Below are 15,802 nucleotides of genomic sequence, written 5' to 3'. Positions count from 1 at the left end.
CGTCTTTGACGGCCCGTCATATACAGCTTGGCCAGAAAGCCGTGGACCGGCAGCTGACCTGCCGGTCCACGGCTTTCGGCGTTCCGCCGCTTCGGGCTCAGCCCTGTCGCGGGTTCGGCTTCAGGATGGCGAACACCGCGCCGTACGGGTCGGCGAGCCAGGCGATGCGGCCCACGTCGGGCACGTCGGCGGCCGGCATGAGCACCGATCCGCTGTTCTCCTGCACCTTGGTCGCGATGACATCGGCGTCGGCGACGGCGAAGTACGGCACCCAGCTCGGCTCCCGCTGCCCCTCCTGGAGCGCGGCCACCCCGCCGAAGGAGGCTTCCCGCTGGTCGCCGTCCTTGATGCTGAGCACCCGGTAGACCATCCCCGGTGTCTGCATCTCCTCGGTCCGCCAGCCGAACAGGCCGTTGTAGAAGTCGATGGCGCGGACCGGGTCCGGAGCGTGCAGCTCCGTCCACACCAGGGTGTTGTCCTCGGACGTCTTCTCCAGGCCCTTGGTCTTCCCGGGCTGCCACACCGCGAACCGCGCGCCCTGCGGGTCGGTGAACTGGGCCAGCCACCCCTCGCCCATCACGTCCATGGGCTCGGCCCGCACGGCACCGCCCGCGGCGACCACATCGCGTGCGGTGGCCTGGATGTCGTCGCTCTGGAAATACGTCGTCCAGGCCGACTTGGCGCCCTCCTCCGACAGCGGGCCGAGCGCCCCCACGGTCTTGCCGCCCAGCTGGAAGAACCCGTACCCGCCGCTGTCAGGCCCGGCCGAGACGAAGTCCCACCCGAAGACCGCGCCGTAGAACGCGGCGGCCCGGGTCGTGTCGGGGCTGCCGAGGTCGATCCAGTTGGGCGAGCCGGTGCGGAAATCGGTGCCGAGCATGCGTTTCCTCCTGCGGTTCCGGTACGAAGACGCCTGCCACGATGCCGATCGCACGGCCCGCCGGGATGATTACCGGGCTGGGCGGGTCAGGGTTTCACCCGGACGGTGGCAGTGGCGGTGGGGCGCGGGAGGAGATGCGCCACGGCCGGGGCCGGGACACGCGACGACGGCGCGCGTCCCGACCCCGGCCGGATCAGAGCAAGAACAGGATGAGGACTACGGCAGGAAGTACATCGGGTTCGGGATCTTGTACGTCTTGTCGGCGTAGCCACCCGCGAGGTCGGTGTACTGGTCGCCCATGTTGGCGACGATGTTGTAGCCCATGTCCTCGATGTGCTTGCGGGTGCCCGACTTGTAGTCGACCGTGGAACACGTCCACTTGGGCTTGCCGCAGCTCAGGTACGCCGGCGGGTTGGTCTTGTCCTTCAGGAAGAAGTGCGCGGTGTCGACCGGAACCGCGTAGCCCGCCCTGGTGAGGTTGGCGGCGCTCGCGTCGCGCTGGGAGACGTCGCGACCGGTCAGGAAGAAGACCGTCACACCCTTCTTGGCCGCGTAGTTGACCAGCTCGGGCATGCCGAACACCGCGATGGAACGGGCGTTCTGGACATACGCGTTGAACGCGGTGGCGTTGTACGCGAAGCCGTTCTTCTTCTCGTAGTCGTACGTGAGCAGCGTCGTGTCGTCGACGTCGAGCACGATGGCGGGCTTGCGGCCGTCGTGCCCGGGGTGCTCGGCGGCGCGGGTTATCTGGCGCTTGGCGCGGGCCTCGATCGCGGCGACCTGCTTGGCGTAGTTGCTGGTCGGGGAGGCCTGGTAGGCCCCGGTGGAGTCGGCGGCGCCCCCGTAGTAGGCGTCGATCTTCTCCTCGACCTTGGTGATGTTCGGGATCTCCTTGTCGCTCTTCGGCGTGCTGTTCCCGGCGGAGGCCGCACCGGCGCCGTACAGAGCGGCGCCGGTCACGGCGAGGGCGGCAGCAGTGGCTGCGGTTTTGGTGAGGGTGCGCATGAGCCTCATATCTACGCGCATCACACATCGCCCCGCCAGGGGGTTTGGTCAACTCTTTACCGTGTGGTTGACCGCTTTCCCCTCGTCGATGAAGAAGTCGAATCCGTTCACGCGCGGCCGCCCGTGGTGCCCTCGGGCAGTGAGTCGGTGAGGTAGGCGGCCAGGTCCGGCTCCTCGGGTGCCAGCATGTGTCTGACCCAGGCGTCGCGCTCATGGGCGACGGGTGGCAGCTCCCAGACGCAGCCGATCCACGGCCTGCTCTGCACGGCGAAGTGCGTCGGGTCCAGGTCCGGGCAGTCGAGCGCCGGCTGGCCCGCCGCCGCACCGCGGAAGTGCAGCACGTTGTCCCACACCCAGCTGTACACGTTGAGGTAGGCACCGGTGTCGCCACCCTTGTGCAGCACCAGGAATCCGGCCGCCGGTGTGCCGTCTGCCTCGGGCAGCAGCTGTGGCAGCACCGCGCAGGCCGCCTTCTCGACCTCGGGGGAGATACCCGCCGGATCGGCGGTGACGTGGTAGCGCTTGAAGTGCCGCCCGCCCACTTCGATCGGCGGCGGAGTCGTCAGGAACTTCAACTGCTCGACGGCTACCGCACCCGCCTCACCGGCCTCAGCCAGGAGGAGGCCGAGGCACTCTTCCTCTCCGGCGCTCCGGGACCCGCCGCCGAGCTCGGGCTCGGCTCGGTGCTGGCGGCGGCCCAGCTGAAGGTGCGCGCCGCGCTGCCGCCCGCGCTGCGCGAACAGGCCGGCCGCATCCAGGCGCGCTTCCACCTCGACGCACCGGCTGGTACGCGGACGCCGACCCGGTCCCGTTCCTGCCCGAGGTCGCGGAGGCGGTGTGGAACGGCCGCGCGCTGCACCTGCGCTACCGGCGCTGGAAGGAGCCCACGGAAGTGGACCGGCGCCTCGAACCGTACGGACTGGTGCTCAAGGCCGGTCGCTGGTACGTCGTCGCGGCGCCCGGACCGCGTGGACCAGATCCTTCAACTGCGGCTCCTGGATGATGAGTTCACCGTTTCCGAGGACTTCGATCTGGCCGGGTTCTGGCAGACGTATCAGGATCAGTTCCACTCCTGGCTGCACACCGCCGACGTCGTCGTGCGGGTCTCACCCGTCGGCGCGGCCCGGCTGACGGGCGCGGCGGCGCGGGCGCCGCACGCCTCCGGTGAGCTTGAGCCCGACGGCTGGACCCGCGCGGTCCTGCCGATCGAGTCACTGGACCACACCTGCCGCGAATTCCTGGCCCTGGGGCCGGAGATCGAGGTCGTCGAACCGGTGGCGCTGCGCGAGCGGATGGCCGCGACGGCCCGCGCGATCGCCGCCCTCCACGCCGACTGACCCCGGGTGCGGCGGTGTTGTGGCAGGCCGGTGCATAGGGTGTGCCGAATGACACGACACCTGGATTTCGAGCGCCTGCACAACTTCCGTGACCTCGGCGGCTATTGCACCTCGGACGGCCGCACCGTCCGCTGGGGCCGGCTCTACCGGTCCGACTCGCTGGCCAAGCTCCAGGGCGCGGACTGGGACCGCTTCCTCGCCCTGGGGATACGTACCGTCATCGATCTTCGGTATCCATGGGAGATCGAGGCCAAGGGCCGGGTGCCCGACGCTGAGGGGTTCAGGTATCTCAACCTCAGTGTGGAGCACCGCCCTTACGACCAGGCGGAGATCGACCCGGTGCTCGACCCCTGGCGCTTCCTCGCCGACCGGTACGCGGAGGTCGCTCTCGACGGGGCCGAGGAGCTGCGGCAGGCGCTGGAGGCCATCGCCGACGAGAGCGGGCCGCAGGTGTTCCATTGCGCCTCGGGCAAGGACCGCACCGGCCTGCTCGCGGCCCTCGTGCTCTCGCTCCTGGGGGTGGACGAGGACACCATCGCCGCGGACTTCGCCCTCACCGAACTGGCCACCGACCGGCTGATCGCGGACTGGCGGGCCGCCAACCCTGGGCGGGCGCTCAACTGGCCCGGATACGGGCGGGCGCCCGAAGAGGTCATCCGGCTCTTCCTCACCGACCTGACCGACACCTACGGTTCGGTGCACGACTACGCGGTCAAACACGTCGGCGTGGACGACGCCCTGATCGAGCGGCTGCGCGCCCGGCTCCTTGACTGAGTACCACATCGGCGGGCGTCGGCCAAGGTGGCCTGGACCTGATGGTACCTACTAGGTACCATCAGGCTATGCCGTCCTTGAATATCACGTTCACCGACGAAGAGCTGGCGGAGGTCCGCGCCGCCGCGGCCGCAGAGGGCAAGTCGCTCAAGCAGTATGTGCACGACCTGCCCCTGCGCGAACGCCAGCGCCGTCAGTTCGTCCGCTACGCCGTCTCCTGGGGGGAGGCCCATCGGGAGCAGTTCGACGAGGCCTTCCCCGAAGAGGTCCCCCCGGCCGACCGTCCGCAGGGGAGCCAGGCCGCCTGATGACTCTGTACATCGATGTGCCCTGGCTGCTCGATGTCCAGGAACAGGCCGTCCCCGAGGACGTCTCGGTCGCCGACTACTCCGCGCTCGTCGCCGCAGTGGCCCGCCACAAGACCCGCATCCCGCGCCCCACCACCGCCGAGCCCGACCCCGCCTGGCGCGCCGCCGCGCTGCTCCACACCCTGGTGCGGCTGCAACCACTGCCGTACCGCAACTCGCTGTACGCGTGCCAGGTCGCGGTCGCGTATATGCACGCGTCCGGGGAAGGCATGGACCCGCCGTACGGAGCCCTGGTGGATCTCGTACGGGACATCCAGGCGGGCAAGGCGTCCGTCTACCAAGCGGCGGACAGCATCCGCGAATGGCGGCTCTGACGAGCCCGGTTGTCCCCGCACAGCAGCGCGCCCGCTCCGGCAACCGGTCCGAAGGACCTGCTGGAGCGGGCGCTCGCGGTTGATCGGGGTCAGTGCAGCACGACCACCTTGTGCATCCCGAGGAAGGCGTGCGGCACACCGTTCTTGTCGTCCGGGATGAAGCAGAGCAGCGCGTACGTGCCCGGCGGCAGGTGGTGGGCCCGCAGCACGACGGTGCCGCCGGGGGAGACGGCGCCGAGGCCGAGGGCGGGTCCGGTGAACGGTGCCGTGGCGGGCTTTCCGGCCGCGATCTTGTCGAAGTACGCCTGGAGCTGGGCGTCGGTGGTGCCCGGCTTCACCGGCTGGAGCTGCATCTCGTGGAGCTCGTCCGCCGCGTTGTGGAACAGGATCGGGTCCCTGGCCTCGTGCAGGCCCCGGACGTCGAAGCGGGGCCCGGCCGGGGTCTCGCGCGTGATCACCGTGGCCCGGTGGTCGGTGCGGAGGCTGCCCTGGTTGCCGTCGTGCAGATGCATGACGCGGAACACCGGGTGCGCGGGGTCCTTGAGGAACGCACTGAAGTCGAGCAGGACCAGTCGTCCGGGCTTGACCCGCGTGGTGAAGCTCTCCGACACGTTCCGGGTGACAAGAGCACCGCCGGGCGCGTCCGCCTCGTCGCGCAGCGCCGAGATTCCCTGCGCCGTCGGGACCGGCATACGGCTGACGGCCTTGGCGAGATCGGCGAAGATCTTCTTCAGCGTGACCCCGTGGTGCGGGCGCAGAAGTTGCAGCTGGCGGCCGTTCGCGTCGTCGGTGTGGACGCGGAAGGTCCGCAGACCGCCCCGGGCGTCGTCCTGGGCGTGGATGCCCGAGGTGTCGATGCCGATGTCGATGGGCTTCGGACCTTGATGGTGGCGGACGCCGGGCGAGGCGTCGGCGTTCGCCATGCCGCCGAGCGCGCCGGCGAGGGCGAGAGCGGTGACGGCCGCGGCTCTGGCGCCGCGTCGTAGCAGTGCGGTGCGCATGAAACTCCTGTCGTTGTACGAACCCCCAATCACCCAGGCCACCACCTCGCGGGCCGACCGGCCGTCAGCCACGCGGGCGGCGGGGCCCGATCGGAGCATCGGCTGTGTCCGGGGTGATGCATGGTGCGCGGGGGAGCGGGCAGGATGAGGCGGCCATGACACATCCGTCCGGTGTCGCTCCGAAGGGAACCGTCCCGTGCTCCGTAAGTTAAGCGCCCTGCTCGCCGCCGCTGCTCTGCTGCCGCTCGGCACCGCCGTGCACGCGGCGGCCGACACCAAGGCCGCGCCCGCCCCGGCGCCGGCCTGCACTTATACGGCGGCCGTCCCCGCCGACAACTTCAAGGGGATCCCGGTCTTCGACCCGGTCAAGGCCGCCAAGCCCTACAGCGCCACCCTCCGTACCAGCCAGGGCGCGATCACCTTCCAGGCGCTGACCGACAAGGCCCCGTGCACCACGTACTCCTTCAAGTTCCTCGCCCAGCGCGACTACTTCAACCGCTCGCACTGCCACCGGCTCACCACCGCGCGCATCTACGTGCTGCAGTGCGGCGACCCGACGGGCACCGGGAGCGGCGGGCCCGGCTACTCCTTCCCCGACGAGAACCTGACCGGCGCCACCTATCCGGCCGGGACGGTGGCGATGGCCAACGCCGGGCCCAACACCAACGGCAGCCAGTTCTTCTTCGTCTGGAAGGACACCAAACTCTCGCCCGCCTACACGCCGTTCGGCCGGGTGACGGCCGGTCTCGACGTGCTGCAGAAGATCGCGGCGGGTGGCGAGGACGACCAGAACAACCCTGGCGACGGATTCCCCAATCTGCCGGTGAACATCAAGCGCGTACAGATCAAGAACAGGTAGTACGCCCTGGTCAGGAGGGAGCCGCGGGGACCGGGGCCGTGTTGGCGCGGGCCTTCTCGGCGGCGACGGCGAACTGTCGGTTGGCCTCGGTCTGCTGCCGGTAGTTCTCCGGCAGGTCGGGCAGGGCGAGCAGACGGTCGCAGGCCCGCAGGGAGCCCGCGTAGTCCCCGGTCCAGTACGCCGTGATCGAGAACTCGAAGAGCAGGCCCCACCGGTAGACCCACGGCTGCGTGAACAGGATGTCGTCCGGGGCGGCGCGGTCCAGGCCCGCCACGGCGAAGGCGTGGGCCGACTGGTGGTGGCCCCGCGTGCGGAGCCGGGAAGTCAACTCGTAACAGGCCTCCAGCCGTTCCGGGCGGGCTTCCCAGGCCCGTACGAGAGCGTCCATCGCGCCCGACCAGTCACCGCTCTCGGCCCGCAGGACACCCACCTGCAACTGCGCGCAGTACACCTCCTCCGCCCAGCCGCCCATGTCCGCCCGGCGCTGGTAGAGGGCGATGGCCTCCTCCGTGCGGCCCATGTCGCGCATCGTCTGGGCCAGATAGAAGACCGTGCGGGCGTTGTCGGGATCGCGCTCAAGCTCCGCGCCGAGGAGCCGGGCGTCGCGCTCGAACTTGTCGTGGCGCGAGCCGCCGTCGGCGAAGTCCTGGATGGTCAGCGCGTCGAGGTGCTGCTGCCCGGAGCTCCCGTCGCAGGTCAGGTACTCATGGGTGACACCTTCGTAGCGCCAGTCGAGGTCCGCGCGCACCAGGCGCTTGATGCGGTACGAGGTGTGGCCCTCGTGGCGCAGCATGTACGCGTCCGCGGTGAGCTCGGGGAGCGGGCCGTCGCGGCGGATGACCAGGTCGGCGTCGAGGAGCAGAAGGTAGTCGGCCTTGCCGCGCGCGTGCGCGATGTTGAGGCTGCGGTTGTGGCCGAAGTTCACCCAGGGTTCCTCGTGCAGTTCGCCCGGGACGCCGTCGAGGGCCGCGCGGATCAGGTCCTGGGTGCCGTCGGTCGAGCCGGTGTCGGAGATGACCCAGGTGTCCACGAGATCGCGTACGGACGCCAGACAGCGCTCGATGACGCGCGCCTCGTTCTTGACGATCATGCAAAGGCAAATGGACGGCTGCTGCACGGCATCCTTCATGTCCCTCACACCCTTCGTTTCGCGGCGGCCCACTGTGGCATGAGGGCGGGGACGCCGGGTCGCCGTGTGCGCGGAGTCGTCGGCGATGGACCTCGGTCGGCGTAGTGATGAGCGTCCGAGGGGCGGCGCGTTACTCCGCTCGATGGTGTTTGTTGGTCCGATGTACTGATAAACGGGCGTGTCTGCCCGGGATCTGTGGTCGACGGGGCGTCAGCGGGGATGTTCCCGGAGGCGTTGGATAACGCCCGTAGAAGCCTCATCTAGGAGTAATGGGATATGGCTCCTGATCACACGACAAGGTCGCGGCTCGGACCGCTTCCCCGCCGGGGCAGATGGCTCGCCGGTGGCGCTCTGGCGTCCCTGGCCATGCTGCTGGCGGGTGTGGCGAGCCCGGCGGTGGCCTCGACCCAGGGCGCCGGCGCCCCCGTGGCGCAGCCCGCCGGTGGCGGCGACGACCACTGCAAGCCGAAGCCGGACAGGAAGGCGGGCACACCGGGCGCCCGTCCGGGCGGCGGCGGTGGCGACGATCACGATCACTGCAAGGGCATGGGCCCGAAGGGCCCGCCCGGTCCGACGGGTCCCCCCGGCCCCAAGGGTGACACCGGTCCGACAGGTCCTCCCGGACCATCGGGTCCGACCGGCCCGACGGGTGATACGGGAGCCACCGGTGACACAGGGCCCACCGGTGAGACCGGGGCGACGGGCGCTACGGGTGCGACCGGCGCCACTGGACCCGCTGGTAAGACCGGCGCCACTGGCGCGACGGGTGCGACCGGGGCCACGGGAGCTACTGGGGCGACAGGTGCTACGGGCGCTACCGGGGCTACTGGTGCTACTGGTGCTACTGGTGCTACTGGCGCGACGGGTGCCACCGGAGCCACCGGCGCCACTGGCGCGACCGGAGCCACAGGCGCTACCGGTGCGACCGGCCCCTGCACCGCCATCGACGGCATCGAGCCCTCCGCCACGGAGGACTTCACCGCCGTCCTCATCAACGGGAAGGCGTACGCAGGGCGGCAGAGCACCCCCGGTGGGACGATCGTCTGGACGGACCTGACCAACGCCGACAACCCCCACTACCCCGCCAACGTCTGCGGCATCTCCATCACCGAACAGGACAACGACGCCTGGATCAAGGTGGTGACCACCGACGGAACGGTCTGGCAGACGCACGGCGACGTGACCGGCATGAACTTCACCTGGGCCGAAGGCTGGACCCAACTGGCTACGCCCGTACCGGGTTCGCTACGCAGCGGCGCCCCACGCAGGACAGGAGCCGCCCGAACCTCCTGAGCCGTCGGGAACAGCGGGTGTGTGCCGTGGAACCCATGGCACACACCCGCTGTCGACGGTCACCACGTACGGCTCGGGCGCGTGCGCCCGCGCATGCTGCCGCACGCCCTTCGGCGGATTCTCGCCACGCGGCACGCTGTGCCGGAGGAATTGGCCGGAGGAGTTGGCCGAAAACCTCGGTGGGCGGCAGTCCGAGAGACGAGAGATAGGGGAACGTTCATGTCTGTTGTGATGTCGATGAAGTGGGCCGGGGTCAAGCCCGAGCAGTACGACGCCGTGCGTGCGGAGGTGAAGTGGGAGGAGGAGACCCCGGACGGGGCCTCCCTGCACGTGGCGTGGTTCGACGCCGGCGCACTGCATGTGGTCGACGTGTGGGACGCGCAGAAGGACTTCGAGAACTTCTTCGCCGAACGCCTCGCGGCCGCCGTGCAGAAGGCCGGGATCGCCGGTGAGCCGGAGACGCAGTTCATCCCGCTGCACCGCCGCTTCGTGGCGCCGGGTGTGAGCGGCGGCGGCGCGTAGTACTCCGTCAGAACTCCGTCGTCACAACTCCCGTGTCAGAACGCCGAGTTGGTGAACCAGTGGTCGAGCAGTTCCGCGTCTCCGGTGCTCTCGATCATCTCGGCCGAGCGGTCGACGCGGCGGTACAGGAGCAGCAGCAGATCCGCTGCGTTCGCCCGTACCGTCGCGTCGGCCGTCGTCGCGGCGCTGTCCGCGACCACGCCGAACCCGTCGGGCCGCAGTTGCACCAGCCACTCGGCGCCGGTGTCGGCGCACTGGAAGCGGATGCTCTGGTCGGAGCCGCGCAGCTCGGCCACCTTCGGCGCGAAGAAGGCGGCGAAGGGGAGGTTGGCCAGGAACTCGTCGACGCCGTCCCGGGCGAGCGCGGGGTCGATCGTGGACGCCAACCCCAGCGTCCGCTCGGCGTCGACGCGGTGCACCAGGGTCTCGAACAGCATCCGCCGCACCCAGAACCGGGCGTGGCCGTCGGCGCCCCAGACCCACATCGGCGCGTCCAGGTCGACGCTCGCGAACGTGTCCGCCGCCACGGCGGCGCTCGCCGTCAGCCAGTCGGCGTACCCGTCCACCTGCTCCGGCAGCTGCAGATCCACATCGCGGCTGGTCGGCCGCTCCTGGACGCGCTGGCGCAGCAGTACCGAGAACCACCGCTGGACGCTGCCGGTGTGCTTGATCAGGTCGGCCAGCGTCCAGCCGGGGCAGGTGGGCACCGGAGCCGTCAGGTCGGCACCCTTGACCAGGCCCACGAACCGGGCGGTCTCCGCCGCGACGGCCGCGCTGTGGTCGGGCTGATCGACTGTGTTCATCCTGATATGCCTTCCTGGCGTACCGATTTTCTTTGCCACTGCTCGCTGCGTCCCTTGCCGTTTCGGCAATCCCGTTGACCTCAAGTTTGGTGGAGGTCGTACGTTTTCTCCATGAGCATGGAAGCCACCGCGTGGACGCAGCTCCACAATGTCATGAACGCGCAGCAGGACCGACGCCCCTTCAACAGATCGACCCTGCGGCGCATCGCCGCGTTCGCCCGCCCGCATCGCCGCCGTATCGGACTGTTCCTCCTGCTCAGCGTGGCGACGGCGCTGCTCGCGGTCGCCACGCCCGTCCTCGCCGGACGTGTGGTCAACGCGATCGTCAGCGGCAAGAACGAGGGGACGATCACGCGGCTCGCCGCGCTCATCGCCGTGATCGCCGTCGCCGAGGCGGGACTCGGGCTGGTCAGCCGCTGGCTGTCGTCGACTCTCGGCGAGGGGCTGATCCTGGATCTGCGGACCGCTGTCTTCGACCATGTGCAGCGGATGCCGGTCGCCTTCTTCACCCGGACCCGCACCGGCGCCCTGGTCAGCCGTCTCAACAACGACGTGATCGGCGCTCAGCGGGCGTTCAGCAACACCCTCTCCGGTGTGGTCAGCAATGTTGTCACGTTGCTGCTCACCCTCGGCGTCATGCTCAGCATCTCGTGGCAGATCACCGTGCTCGCGCTCGTACTGCTGCCGATCTTCGTGCTGCCCGCGCGCCGGATGGGGACGCGGATGGCGAAGCTCCAGCGCGAGGCCGCCGAGCACAACGCGGCGATGGGCACCCGGATGACCGAGCGCTTCTCCGCGCCCGGCGCGACCCTGGTCAAGCTCTTCGGCCGGCCCGCCGACGAGTCCGCCGAATTCGCCGCCCGGGCCCGCCGGGTCCGCGACATCGGGGTGCGTACGGCGATGGCGCAGTCCGCCTTCATCACGGCCCTCACCCTCGTCTCGGCCCTCGCGCTCGCGCTGGTGTACGGGCTCGGCGGGTACTACACGCTGCACGGCCACCTCAAGGCGGGCGCCGTCGTCTCCCTCGCCCTGCTGCTCACCCGGATGTACGCGCCGCTCACCGCCCTCGCCGGCGCGCGCGTCGAGGTGATGAGCGCCCTCGTCAGCTTCGAGCGGGTCTTCGAGGTCCTCGACCTCAAGCCGCTGATCGCCCAGAAGCCGGACGCGCGGCCGGTGCCCGAGGGGCCGGTCTCCGTGGAGTTCGACGGGGTCCGCTTCGGCTACCCGTCCGCCGACAAGGTCTCGCTCGCCTCGCTGGAGGAGGTCGCGAGCCTGGACACCCGGGGCGGCACCGAGGTCCTGCACGGTGTCTCCTTCCGCGCCGAGCCCGGCCAGATGGTGGCACTGGTCGGCTCCTCGGGAGCTGGCAAGTCGACCATCGCGCAGCTGCTGCCCCGCTTGTACGACACGGACGAGGGCGCCGTACGCCTCGGTGGCGTCGACGTACGCGATCTGACCGCCGACTCGGTCCGCGACACCATCGGCATGGTCACCCAGGACGGCCACCTCTTCCATGAGTCGGTCCGCGCCAACCTGCTGCTCGCCCGGCCGGACGCCGCCGAGGAGGACCTGTGGGACGCGCTGCGCCGCTCGCGGCTCGACGGTCTGGTCGCCTCGCTGCCGGACGGGCTCGACACGGTCGTCGGCGAGCGCGGCTACCGGCTCTCCGGCGGTGAGCGCCAGCGGCTGACGATCGCCCGGCTGCTGCTGGCCCGCCAGCGCGTGGTCATCCTCGACGAGGCCACCGCGCATCTGGACAACACCTCGGAGGCGGCGGTCCAGGAAGCACTCGGCGAGGCGCTGGAAGGCCGCACCGCCGTGGTGATCGCCCACCGGCTCTCCACCGTACGGTCCGCCGACCTCATCCTGGTGGTCGAGGACGGGCAGATCGCGGAGCGGGGCACGCACGAGGAACTGCTCGCGCTCGGCGGCCGTTACGAGGAGCTGTACCGCACCCAGTTCGAGCGCCCCGGCAGCACGCCCGCCGGACTTGGCTGAGCCGCCCGCCCCTGGGACTTCACCAGGGGGTGGCCGGGGTCGAGGAGGGCGGCGATGCGTTCGGTGATGGTCTGGGCCGTGTTGCCGCCGGGCGACTTGGGGCCGACCGTCGTGGCGACCGCGATCGCCAGGCGTTCGGTGGGCTCGTAGGCCTGGACCGCCGCGTAACCGGAGAACGAGGGGTTCTGCACCACGCAGCCGTTGGCCACCAGGACACCGAGCCCGAAGTGCTTCGACGCAGGGGTGCGGCGCCGGGTGGGCGGCGTTCACAGCGACCGTTCCGGCCGTGGTGTGGAGCGTCGAGGCGATGAGCATGGCGGCGCAGAGCAGTACCGTCCGGGTTCGAGTCATACGGGCACTATGTGCGGGTGGACCGCCCCATGAGCCGTGCCACCACCACGTAATGACACAGACGACTGACGGGGGACGGCGCCAACGTACGGCTATTCGGGCGCGGCCTCCTCCCGCTCCAGTGCCCGCACCAAGGCGGCGAAGCCGGGGTCGATTCCCTCCCGGTCCCCGCCGGTCCGCCAGTCCACCAGGAAGCCGCGCAGGACCCCGAGGATCATCTCGGCGACCTCCAGTTTGCGCTGGTCGGACCAGTGCTCCGGGCAGATGGCCAGGAGCGTCGGAAGGTACAACTTCGCTGCGCCGCGCCCGAGTTCGGCGTAGCGCGAGGGGTCGTACATCGCGAGCCCGATGGCCTGGTCGAGTGCCAGCTGTCCGGGGTCGTCGGCGATCAGGGTGGACCAGATGGCGCGCACCCTGGCCGCCAGTGAGGGATGGTCGGTGACATTGGCGGCGGCTACCGCGTTGTCGATACGCCGGGTACGGAGTTGCAGGATCGCCTGCTGGAGCAGGTCGTCCGCGCTGTCGAAGTAGTAGAGGAGCACCTTGTGCGTGGTGCCGGCCGAGCGTGCGGCGCGCCGGAGTGAGAAGTCGACCATGCCGTGGGCCGCGAGGTCCTCGGTGACCAGGTCGAGCAGCTCCCGGCGTCTGGCCTCGCCCCGCTTCGATCCGGTCGACCGCCGGTAGCCCGCCCGTTCCTCCGGGGCGTGGTCCGCATCCCCGTCGACAGCGTCCATGGCCGCATCTCCTTCCGAAACCCTCGCCAGTAGGTGAACCGCGTGGTTCACTCTATCCGAGAGCGGTTCGGCCCACCGGGAGGTTGTTGTGCACTCGTCCGTGGAACGGCAGAAGGTTCACTTCAGCAGCGGTGGCACCCACTGCGCCGCCTGGCACTATCCGGGTACCAACGGCGGCTGTGTGGTCATGGCCTCGGGAACGGCGGTCACCAAGGAGCCGGGCACCGACCGGTTCGCGCAGCGCTTCAACGCGGCCGGGTTCGCCGTCCTCGCCTTCGACTTCCGCCGGATCGGCGAGAGCGGCGGCGAGCCGCGCCAGGTCATACGTATCCCCGACCAACTGGCCGACTGGCAGGCCGCGATCGCGTACGCACGCGCCCTGCCGGACGTCGACCCGGCCCGGATCGCCCTCTGGGGTTTCTCCCTGGCGGGCGGTCACGTCCTGCGACTGGCCGCACGCGACGGTGAGTTGGCGGCGGCCATCGCCCAGACACCGCTCGCCGACGGCCCGACCACCGCGCGCGCGGCGATGCGGCACTCCACACCGGGCGCGATGCTGCGCCTGACCGGGCTGATGATCCTGGACGCGCTCGGTGGTCTCGTGGGCCGTCGGCCGATCCTGGTGCCGAGCGCGGGCGCGGCCGGGACCGTGGCCGCCCTCACCACGCCGGACGCCATGGACGGCACCCGCGCGTTGGATCCCGACGGCCAATACCCCGACTGGGAGCAGACGATCGCCGCGCGCTCGGCACTCGCCCCCGGGTTCTACCGGCCCGGGCGCGACGCGCGGAACGTGAAGTGTCCGCTGCTGGTCGTGGTCGCCGAACAGGACCAGGCCGTCCTGCCCGGCCCGGGCCTGCGGGCGGCGGAGCAGGCGCCTCTCGGCGAGTCGATACGGTTTCCCGGGACGCACTACGCCGCGTTCACCCACGCGCACGAGCAGGCCGTGGAGGCCGAAACGGCGTTCCTGCAACAGCACTTGCTCGGTCCGTCGGCCGACCTTGTACGACTGCGGCCTCCGCGGCGAAACTGAGGGCATGGCGATCAACGAGCAGGCCCCGGACCACGACGTGACGGATGACGCGGAGCAGACGGCCCAAGCCGCGTTCGACCTGGGGGCGCAGGAACGCGGTGCGGGCAACATCGACGCCGCCCGCACCGCGTTCCTGCGCGCCGCCGCCACCGGCCACCCCGACATCGGCCCGATGGCCCTGGCCAACCTCGCCGTACTCGAAGCCTCGGACGGCCGGACCGAAGCCGCCCGTACCGTGTTCGCGCAGGCGATAGCCACCGGGCATCCCGAGCACGCGCCCAAGTCCCTCTTCAACTTCGCGATCTTCGAGCAGCGCAACGGTGAACTGGCCCACGCCCGCGAGCTCTACGAGCAGGCCATCGCCGGCGGGCATCCCGAGCATGCCCGCAAGGCCCGCTTCAACCTCGCCAACCTGGCGGCCCACCAGGGCCGACTCGGCGAGGCATGCGGGCTGTTCCTGGGGGCCATGGCACCCCCGTTCATCGGCGACACCGCCGAGCGGGCCCACCGACGACTCATCGAAGTCGACCCCAGCCATCTTGCCGAGGCCCGCGAGGTATACCTCCGGGCCATCGCGAGCGAGGACAAGAAGACGGCGGCGAAGGCCCGCGACCTCCTCTTCGACCTCGACCCCCACCACATCCTGCCCACGGACACCATCACCCTCGGCACGAGGACGGTCGACCTGGCCGACGTCGAGTCCGCCGACTGGGCGACCGGACGGCGACCGGCCTATTCCAGCGGCCATCTCGACGTCTACACCCGCGACGGCCACCAGTACACGATCTTCGTCGACCTGCGCGACCGCTACGACCGCCGGAAGTACAACATGCTGCGAGCACACCTCGGACCGGACTCGATCTGAGCGCCGTCAGTGATGGGTGATGCGGTACGGGCTCAGCTGACGACAATGGCGCGTCGGTACCGCACACCCGGGCGCCCGTTGATGACGGTGTCGCCGACAGTCATGAACCCGCTGCGTTTGAGCACGGCCATGGACGCAGGGTTGTCGAGGGTGGTCTTCGCGGTGAGTGCCGAGAGCCCGTACACCTCGGCGGCGAGCCGGCATACCTCCGCGACCGCCGCCGTCGCCATACCCCGGCCCGAGGCGCGCTCGCCGATCCGGTAGCCGAGCTCGGCGGATCCGTCCTCGACGTCCAGGAGGTTGATCCGGCCGACCAGGTCGCCGTGCTCGTCCACGACGACGTGGAAGTGGCACACACCGGCGTCCTGTTCGGCGAGGAGATCGCGCTGGTTGGAGGCGAAGTCGGCGAAGTACGCGTCCCCGCGATCCGGCACGGTCCGCGCGAAATACTCCCGGTTCACGCGCTCGAATTCCAGCAGAGCGTCCGCGTGTTCGGCCCGCAGCCGTTCCAGCCTCACCATGCGCGCCAGCATACG

Annotated in this window: 20 protein-coding genes; 11 read left to right on the top strand and 9 right to left on the bottom strand. The window is 70.2% G+C overall.

The annotated features are described in order from the left end of the window. Positions 1–97 precede the first annotated feature (97 nt). The 3 genes from ACT1U9_RS00175 to ACT1U9_RS00165 all read right to left on the bottom strand — a co-directional run bounded on the left by ACT1U9_RS00175 (position 98) and on the right by ACT1U9_RS00165 (position 2,460). Entirely contained in the window at positions 98–880 is a 783-nt protein-coding gene (locus ACT1U9_RS00175; RefSeq protein ID WP_444536294.1) for a VOC family protein, read from the bottom strand. 216 nt (positions 881–1,096) lie between these two features. Next, positions 1,097–1,885, bottom strand: coding sequence for an HAD family acid phosphatase (locus ACT1U9_RS00170; RefSeq protein ID WP_444536293.1), 789 nt, complete (start codon positions 1,883–1,885; stop codon positions 1,097–1,099). A 107-nt stretch (positions 1,886–1,992) separates the two neighbouring features. Further along, a complete protein-coding gene (locus ACT1U9_RS00165) occupies positions 1,993–2,460 on the bottom strand; it encodes a hypothetical protein (protein ID WP_444539316.1) in 468 nt (155 codons plus the stop codon). A gap of 260 nt (positions 2,461–2,720) precedes the next feature. Between ACT1U9_RS00165 and ACT1U9_RS00160 the strand changes: the two genes are divergently transcribed. The 5 genes from ACT1U9_RS00160 (at position 2,721) to ACT1U9_RS00140 (ending at position 4,678) form a co-directional block, all read left to right on the top strand. Then, positions 2,721–2,888 (top strand): WYL domain-containing protein, encoded by a 168-nt coding sequence (locus ACT1U9_RS00160; protein WP_444536292.1) that lies wholly within the window; start codon positions 2,721–2,723, stop codon positions 2,886–2,888. Continuing rightward, positions 2,854–3,222 (top strand): helix-turn-helix transcriptional regulator, encoded by a 369-nt coding sequence (locus ACT1U9_RS00155; protein ID WP_444536291.1) that lies wholly within the window; start codon positions 2,854–2,856, stop codon positions 3,220–3,222. Before ACT1U9_RS00160 ends, ACT1U9_RS00155 begins: the two co-directional genes overlap by 35 nt. Positions 3,223–3,270: 48 nt before the next feature. Then, positions 3,271–3,996, top strand: coding sequence for a tyrosine-protein phosphatase (locus ACT1U9_RS00150; RefSeq protein ID WP_444536290.1), 726 nt, complete (start codon positions 3,271–3,273; stop codon positions 3,994–3,996). Positions 3,997–4,064: 68 nt separating this feature from the next. Next, positions 4,065–4,304 carry a hypothetical protein gene (locus tag ACT1U9_RS00145; protein ID WP_188271897.1) on the top strand — a complete coding sequence of 80 codons (240 nt, stop codon included), beginning with the start codon at positions 4,065–4,067 and terminating at the stop codon, positions 4,302–4,304. After that, positions 4,304–4,678 (top strand): toxin Doc, encoded by a 375-nt coding sequence (locus tag ACT1U9_RS00140; RefSeq protein ID WP_188271898.1) that lies wholly within the window; start codon positions 4,304–4,306, stop codon positions 4,676–4,678. The genes ACT1U9_RS00145 and ACT1U9_RS00140 overlap by 1 nt, the downstream gene beginning before the upstream one ends. Positions 4,679–4,767: 89 nt before the next feature. Here the strand turns inward: ACT1U9_RS00140 and ACT1U9_RS00135 are convergent, their stop codons facing one another. After that, positions 4,768–5,679: a hypothetical protein gene (locus tag ACT1U9_RS00135; protein ID WP_444536289.1), complete on the bottom strand. Its 912-nt coding sequence runs from the start codon at positions 5,677–5,679 to the stop codon at positions 4,768–4,770. 196 nt (positions 5,680–5,875) lie between these two features. Here ACT1U9_RS00135 and ACT1U9_RS00130 point away from each other — a divergent pair, with 196 nt between their 5' ends. Beyond that, the gene (locus ACT1U9_RS00130) at positions 5,876–6,538 is read left to right on the top strand and encodes a peptidylprolyl isomerase (RefSeq protein WP_444536288.1); all 663 of its coding nucleotides are present in this window, start codon (positions 5,876–5,878) and stop codon (positions 6,536–6,538) included. Positions 6,539–6,548: 10 nt separating this feature from the next. Here the strand turns inward: ACT1U9_RS00130 and ACT1U9_RS00125 are convergent, their stop codons facing one another. Further along, a complete protein-coding gene (locus ACT1U9_RS00125; RefSeq protein WP_444536287.1) occupies positions 6,549–7,628 on the bottom strand; it encodes a glycosyltransferase in 1,080 nt (359 codons plus the stop codon). A 315-nt stretch (positions 7,629–7,943) separates the two neighbouring features. Here ACT1U9_RS00125 and ACT1U9_RS00120 point away from each other — a divergent pair, with 315 nt between their 5' ends. Then, positions 7,944–8,960 carry a hypothetical protein gene (locus tag ACT1U9_RS00120; protein ID WP_444536286.1) on the top strand — a complete coding sequence of 339 codons (1,017 nt, stop codon included), beginning with the start codon at positions 7,944–7,946 and terminating at the stop codon, positions 8,958–8,960. Between the two features lie 219 nt (positions 8,961–9,179). Further along, entirely contained in the window at positions 9,180–9,482 is a 303-nt protein-coding gene (locus ACT1U9_RS00115) for a hypothetical protein (RefSeq protein ID WP_444536285.1), read from the top strand. Between the two features lie 35 nt (positions 9,483–9,517). Here the strand turns inward: ACT1U9_RS00115 and ACT1U9_RS00110 are convergent, their stop codons facing one another. Continuing rightward, entirely contained in the window at positions 9,518–10,285 is a 768-nt protein-coding gene (locus ACT1U9_RS00110; protein WP_444536284.1) for a maleylpyruvate isomerase family mycothiol-dependent enzyme, read from the bottom strand. A 111-nt stretch (positions 10,286–10,396) separates the two neighbouring features. On the opposite strand from ACT1U9_RS00110, the gene ACT1U9_RS00105 reads away from it, so the two are divergent. Then, entirely contained in the window at positions 10,397–12,283 is a 1,887-nt protein-coding gene (locus ACT1U9_RS00105; RefSeq protein WP_444536283.1) for an ABC transporter ATP-binding protein, read from the top strand. Here ACT1U9_RS00105 and ACT1U9_RS00100 read toward each other — a convergent pair. Then, positions 12,220–12,492, bottom strand: a complete 273-nt coding sequence (locus ACT1U9_RS00100) for a hypothetical protein (RefSeq protein WP_444536282.1) — start codon at positions 12,490–12,492, stop codon at positions 12,220–12,222. The genes ACT1U9_RS00105 and ACT1U9_RS00100 overlap by 64 nt on opposite strands. Before the next feature lie 234 nt (positions 12,493–12,726). Continuing rightward, positions 12,727–13,368 (bottom strand): TetR/AcrR family transcriptional regulator, encoded by a 642-nt coding sequence (locus tag ACT1U9_RS00095; protein WP_444536281.1) that lies wholly within the window; start codon positions 13,366–13,368, stop codon positions 12,727–12,729. Between the two features lie 88 nt (positions 13,369–13,456). On the opposite strand from ACT1U9_RS00095, the gene ACT1U9_RS00090 reads away from it, so the two are divergent. Further along, complete coding sequence (locus ACT1U9_RS00090) at positions 13,457–14,401, top strand: alpha/beta hydrolase (protein ID WP_444536280.1); 945 nt, start codon at positions 13,457–13,459, stop codon at positions 14,399–14,401. Positions 14,402–14,405: 4 nt separating this feature from the next. After that, positions 14,406–15,266, top strand: coding sequence for a tetratricopeptide repeat protein (locus ACT1U9_RS00085; RefSeq protein WP_444536279.1), 861 nt, complete (start codon positions 14,406–14,408; stop codon positions 15,264–15,266). 32 nt (positions 15,267–15,298) lie between these two features. Here ACT1U9_RS00085 and ACT1U9_RS00080 read toward each other — a convergent pair whose 3' ends face one another. Next, entirely contained in the window at positions 15,299–15,787 is a 489-nt protein-coding gene (locus ACT1U9_RS00080; protein ID WP_444536278.1) for a GNAT family N-acetyltransferase, read from the bottom strand. Positions 15,788–15,802: the final 15 nt, after the last annotated feature.

This window comes from Streptomyces sp. BR1 (assembly GCF_052373795.1).
GTDB lineage: Bacteria > Actinomycetota > Actinomycetes > Streptomycetales > Streptomycetaceae > Streptomyces.
The sequence above is the reverse complement of the archived record's forward strand: the minus strand, read 5'-3'. Positions and strand labels throughout refer to the sequence as shown.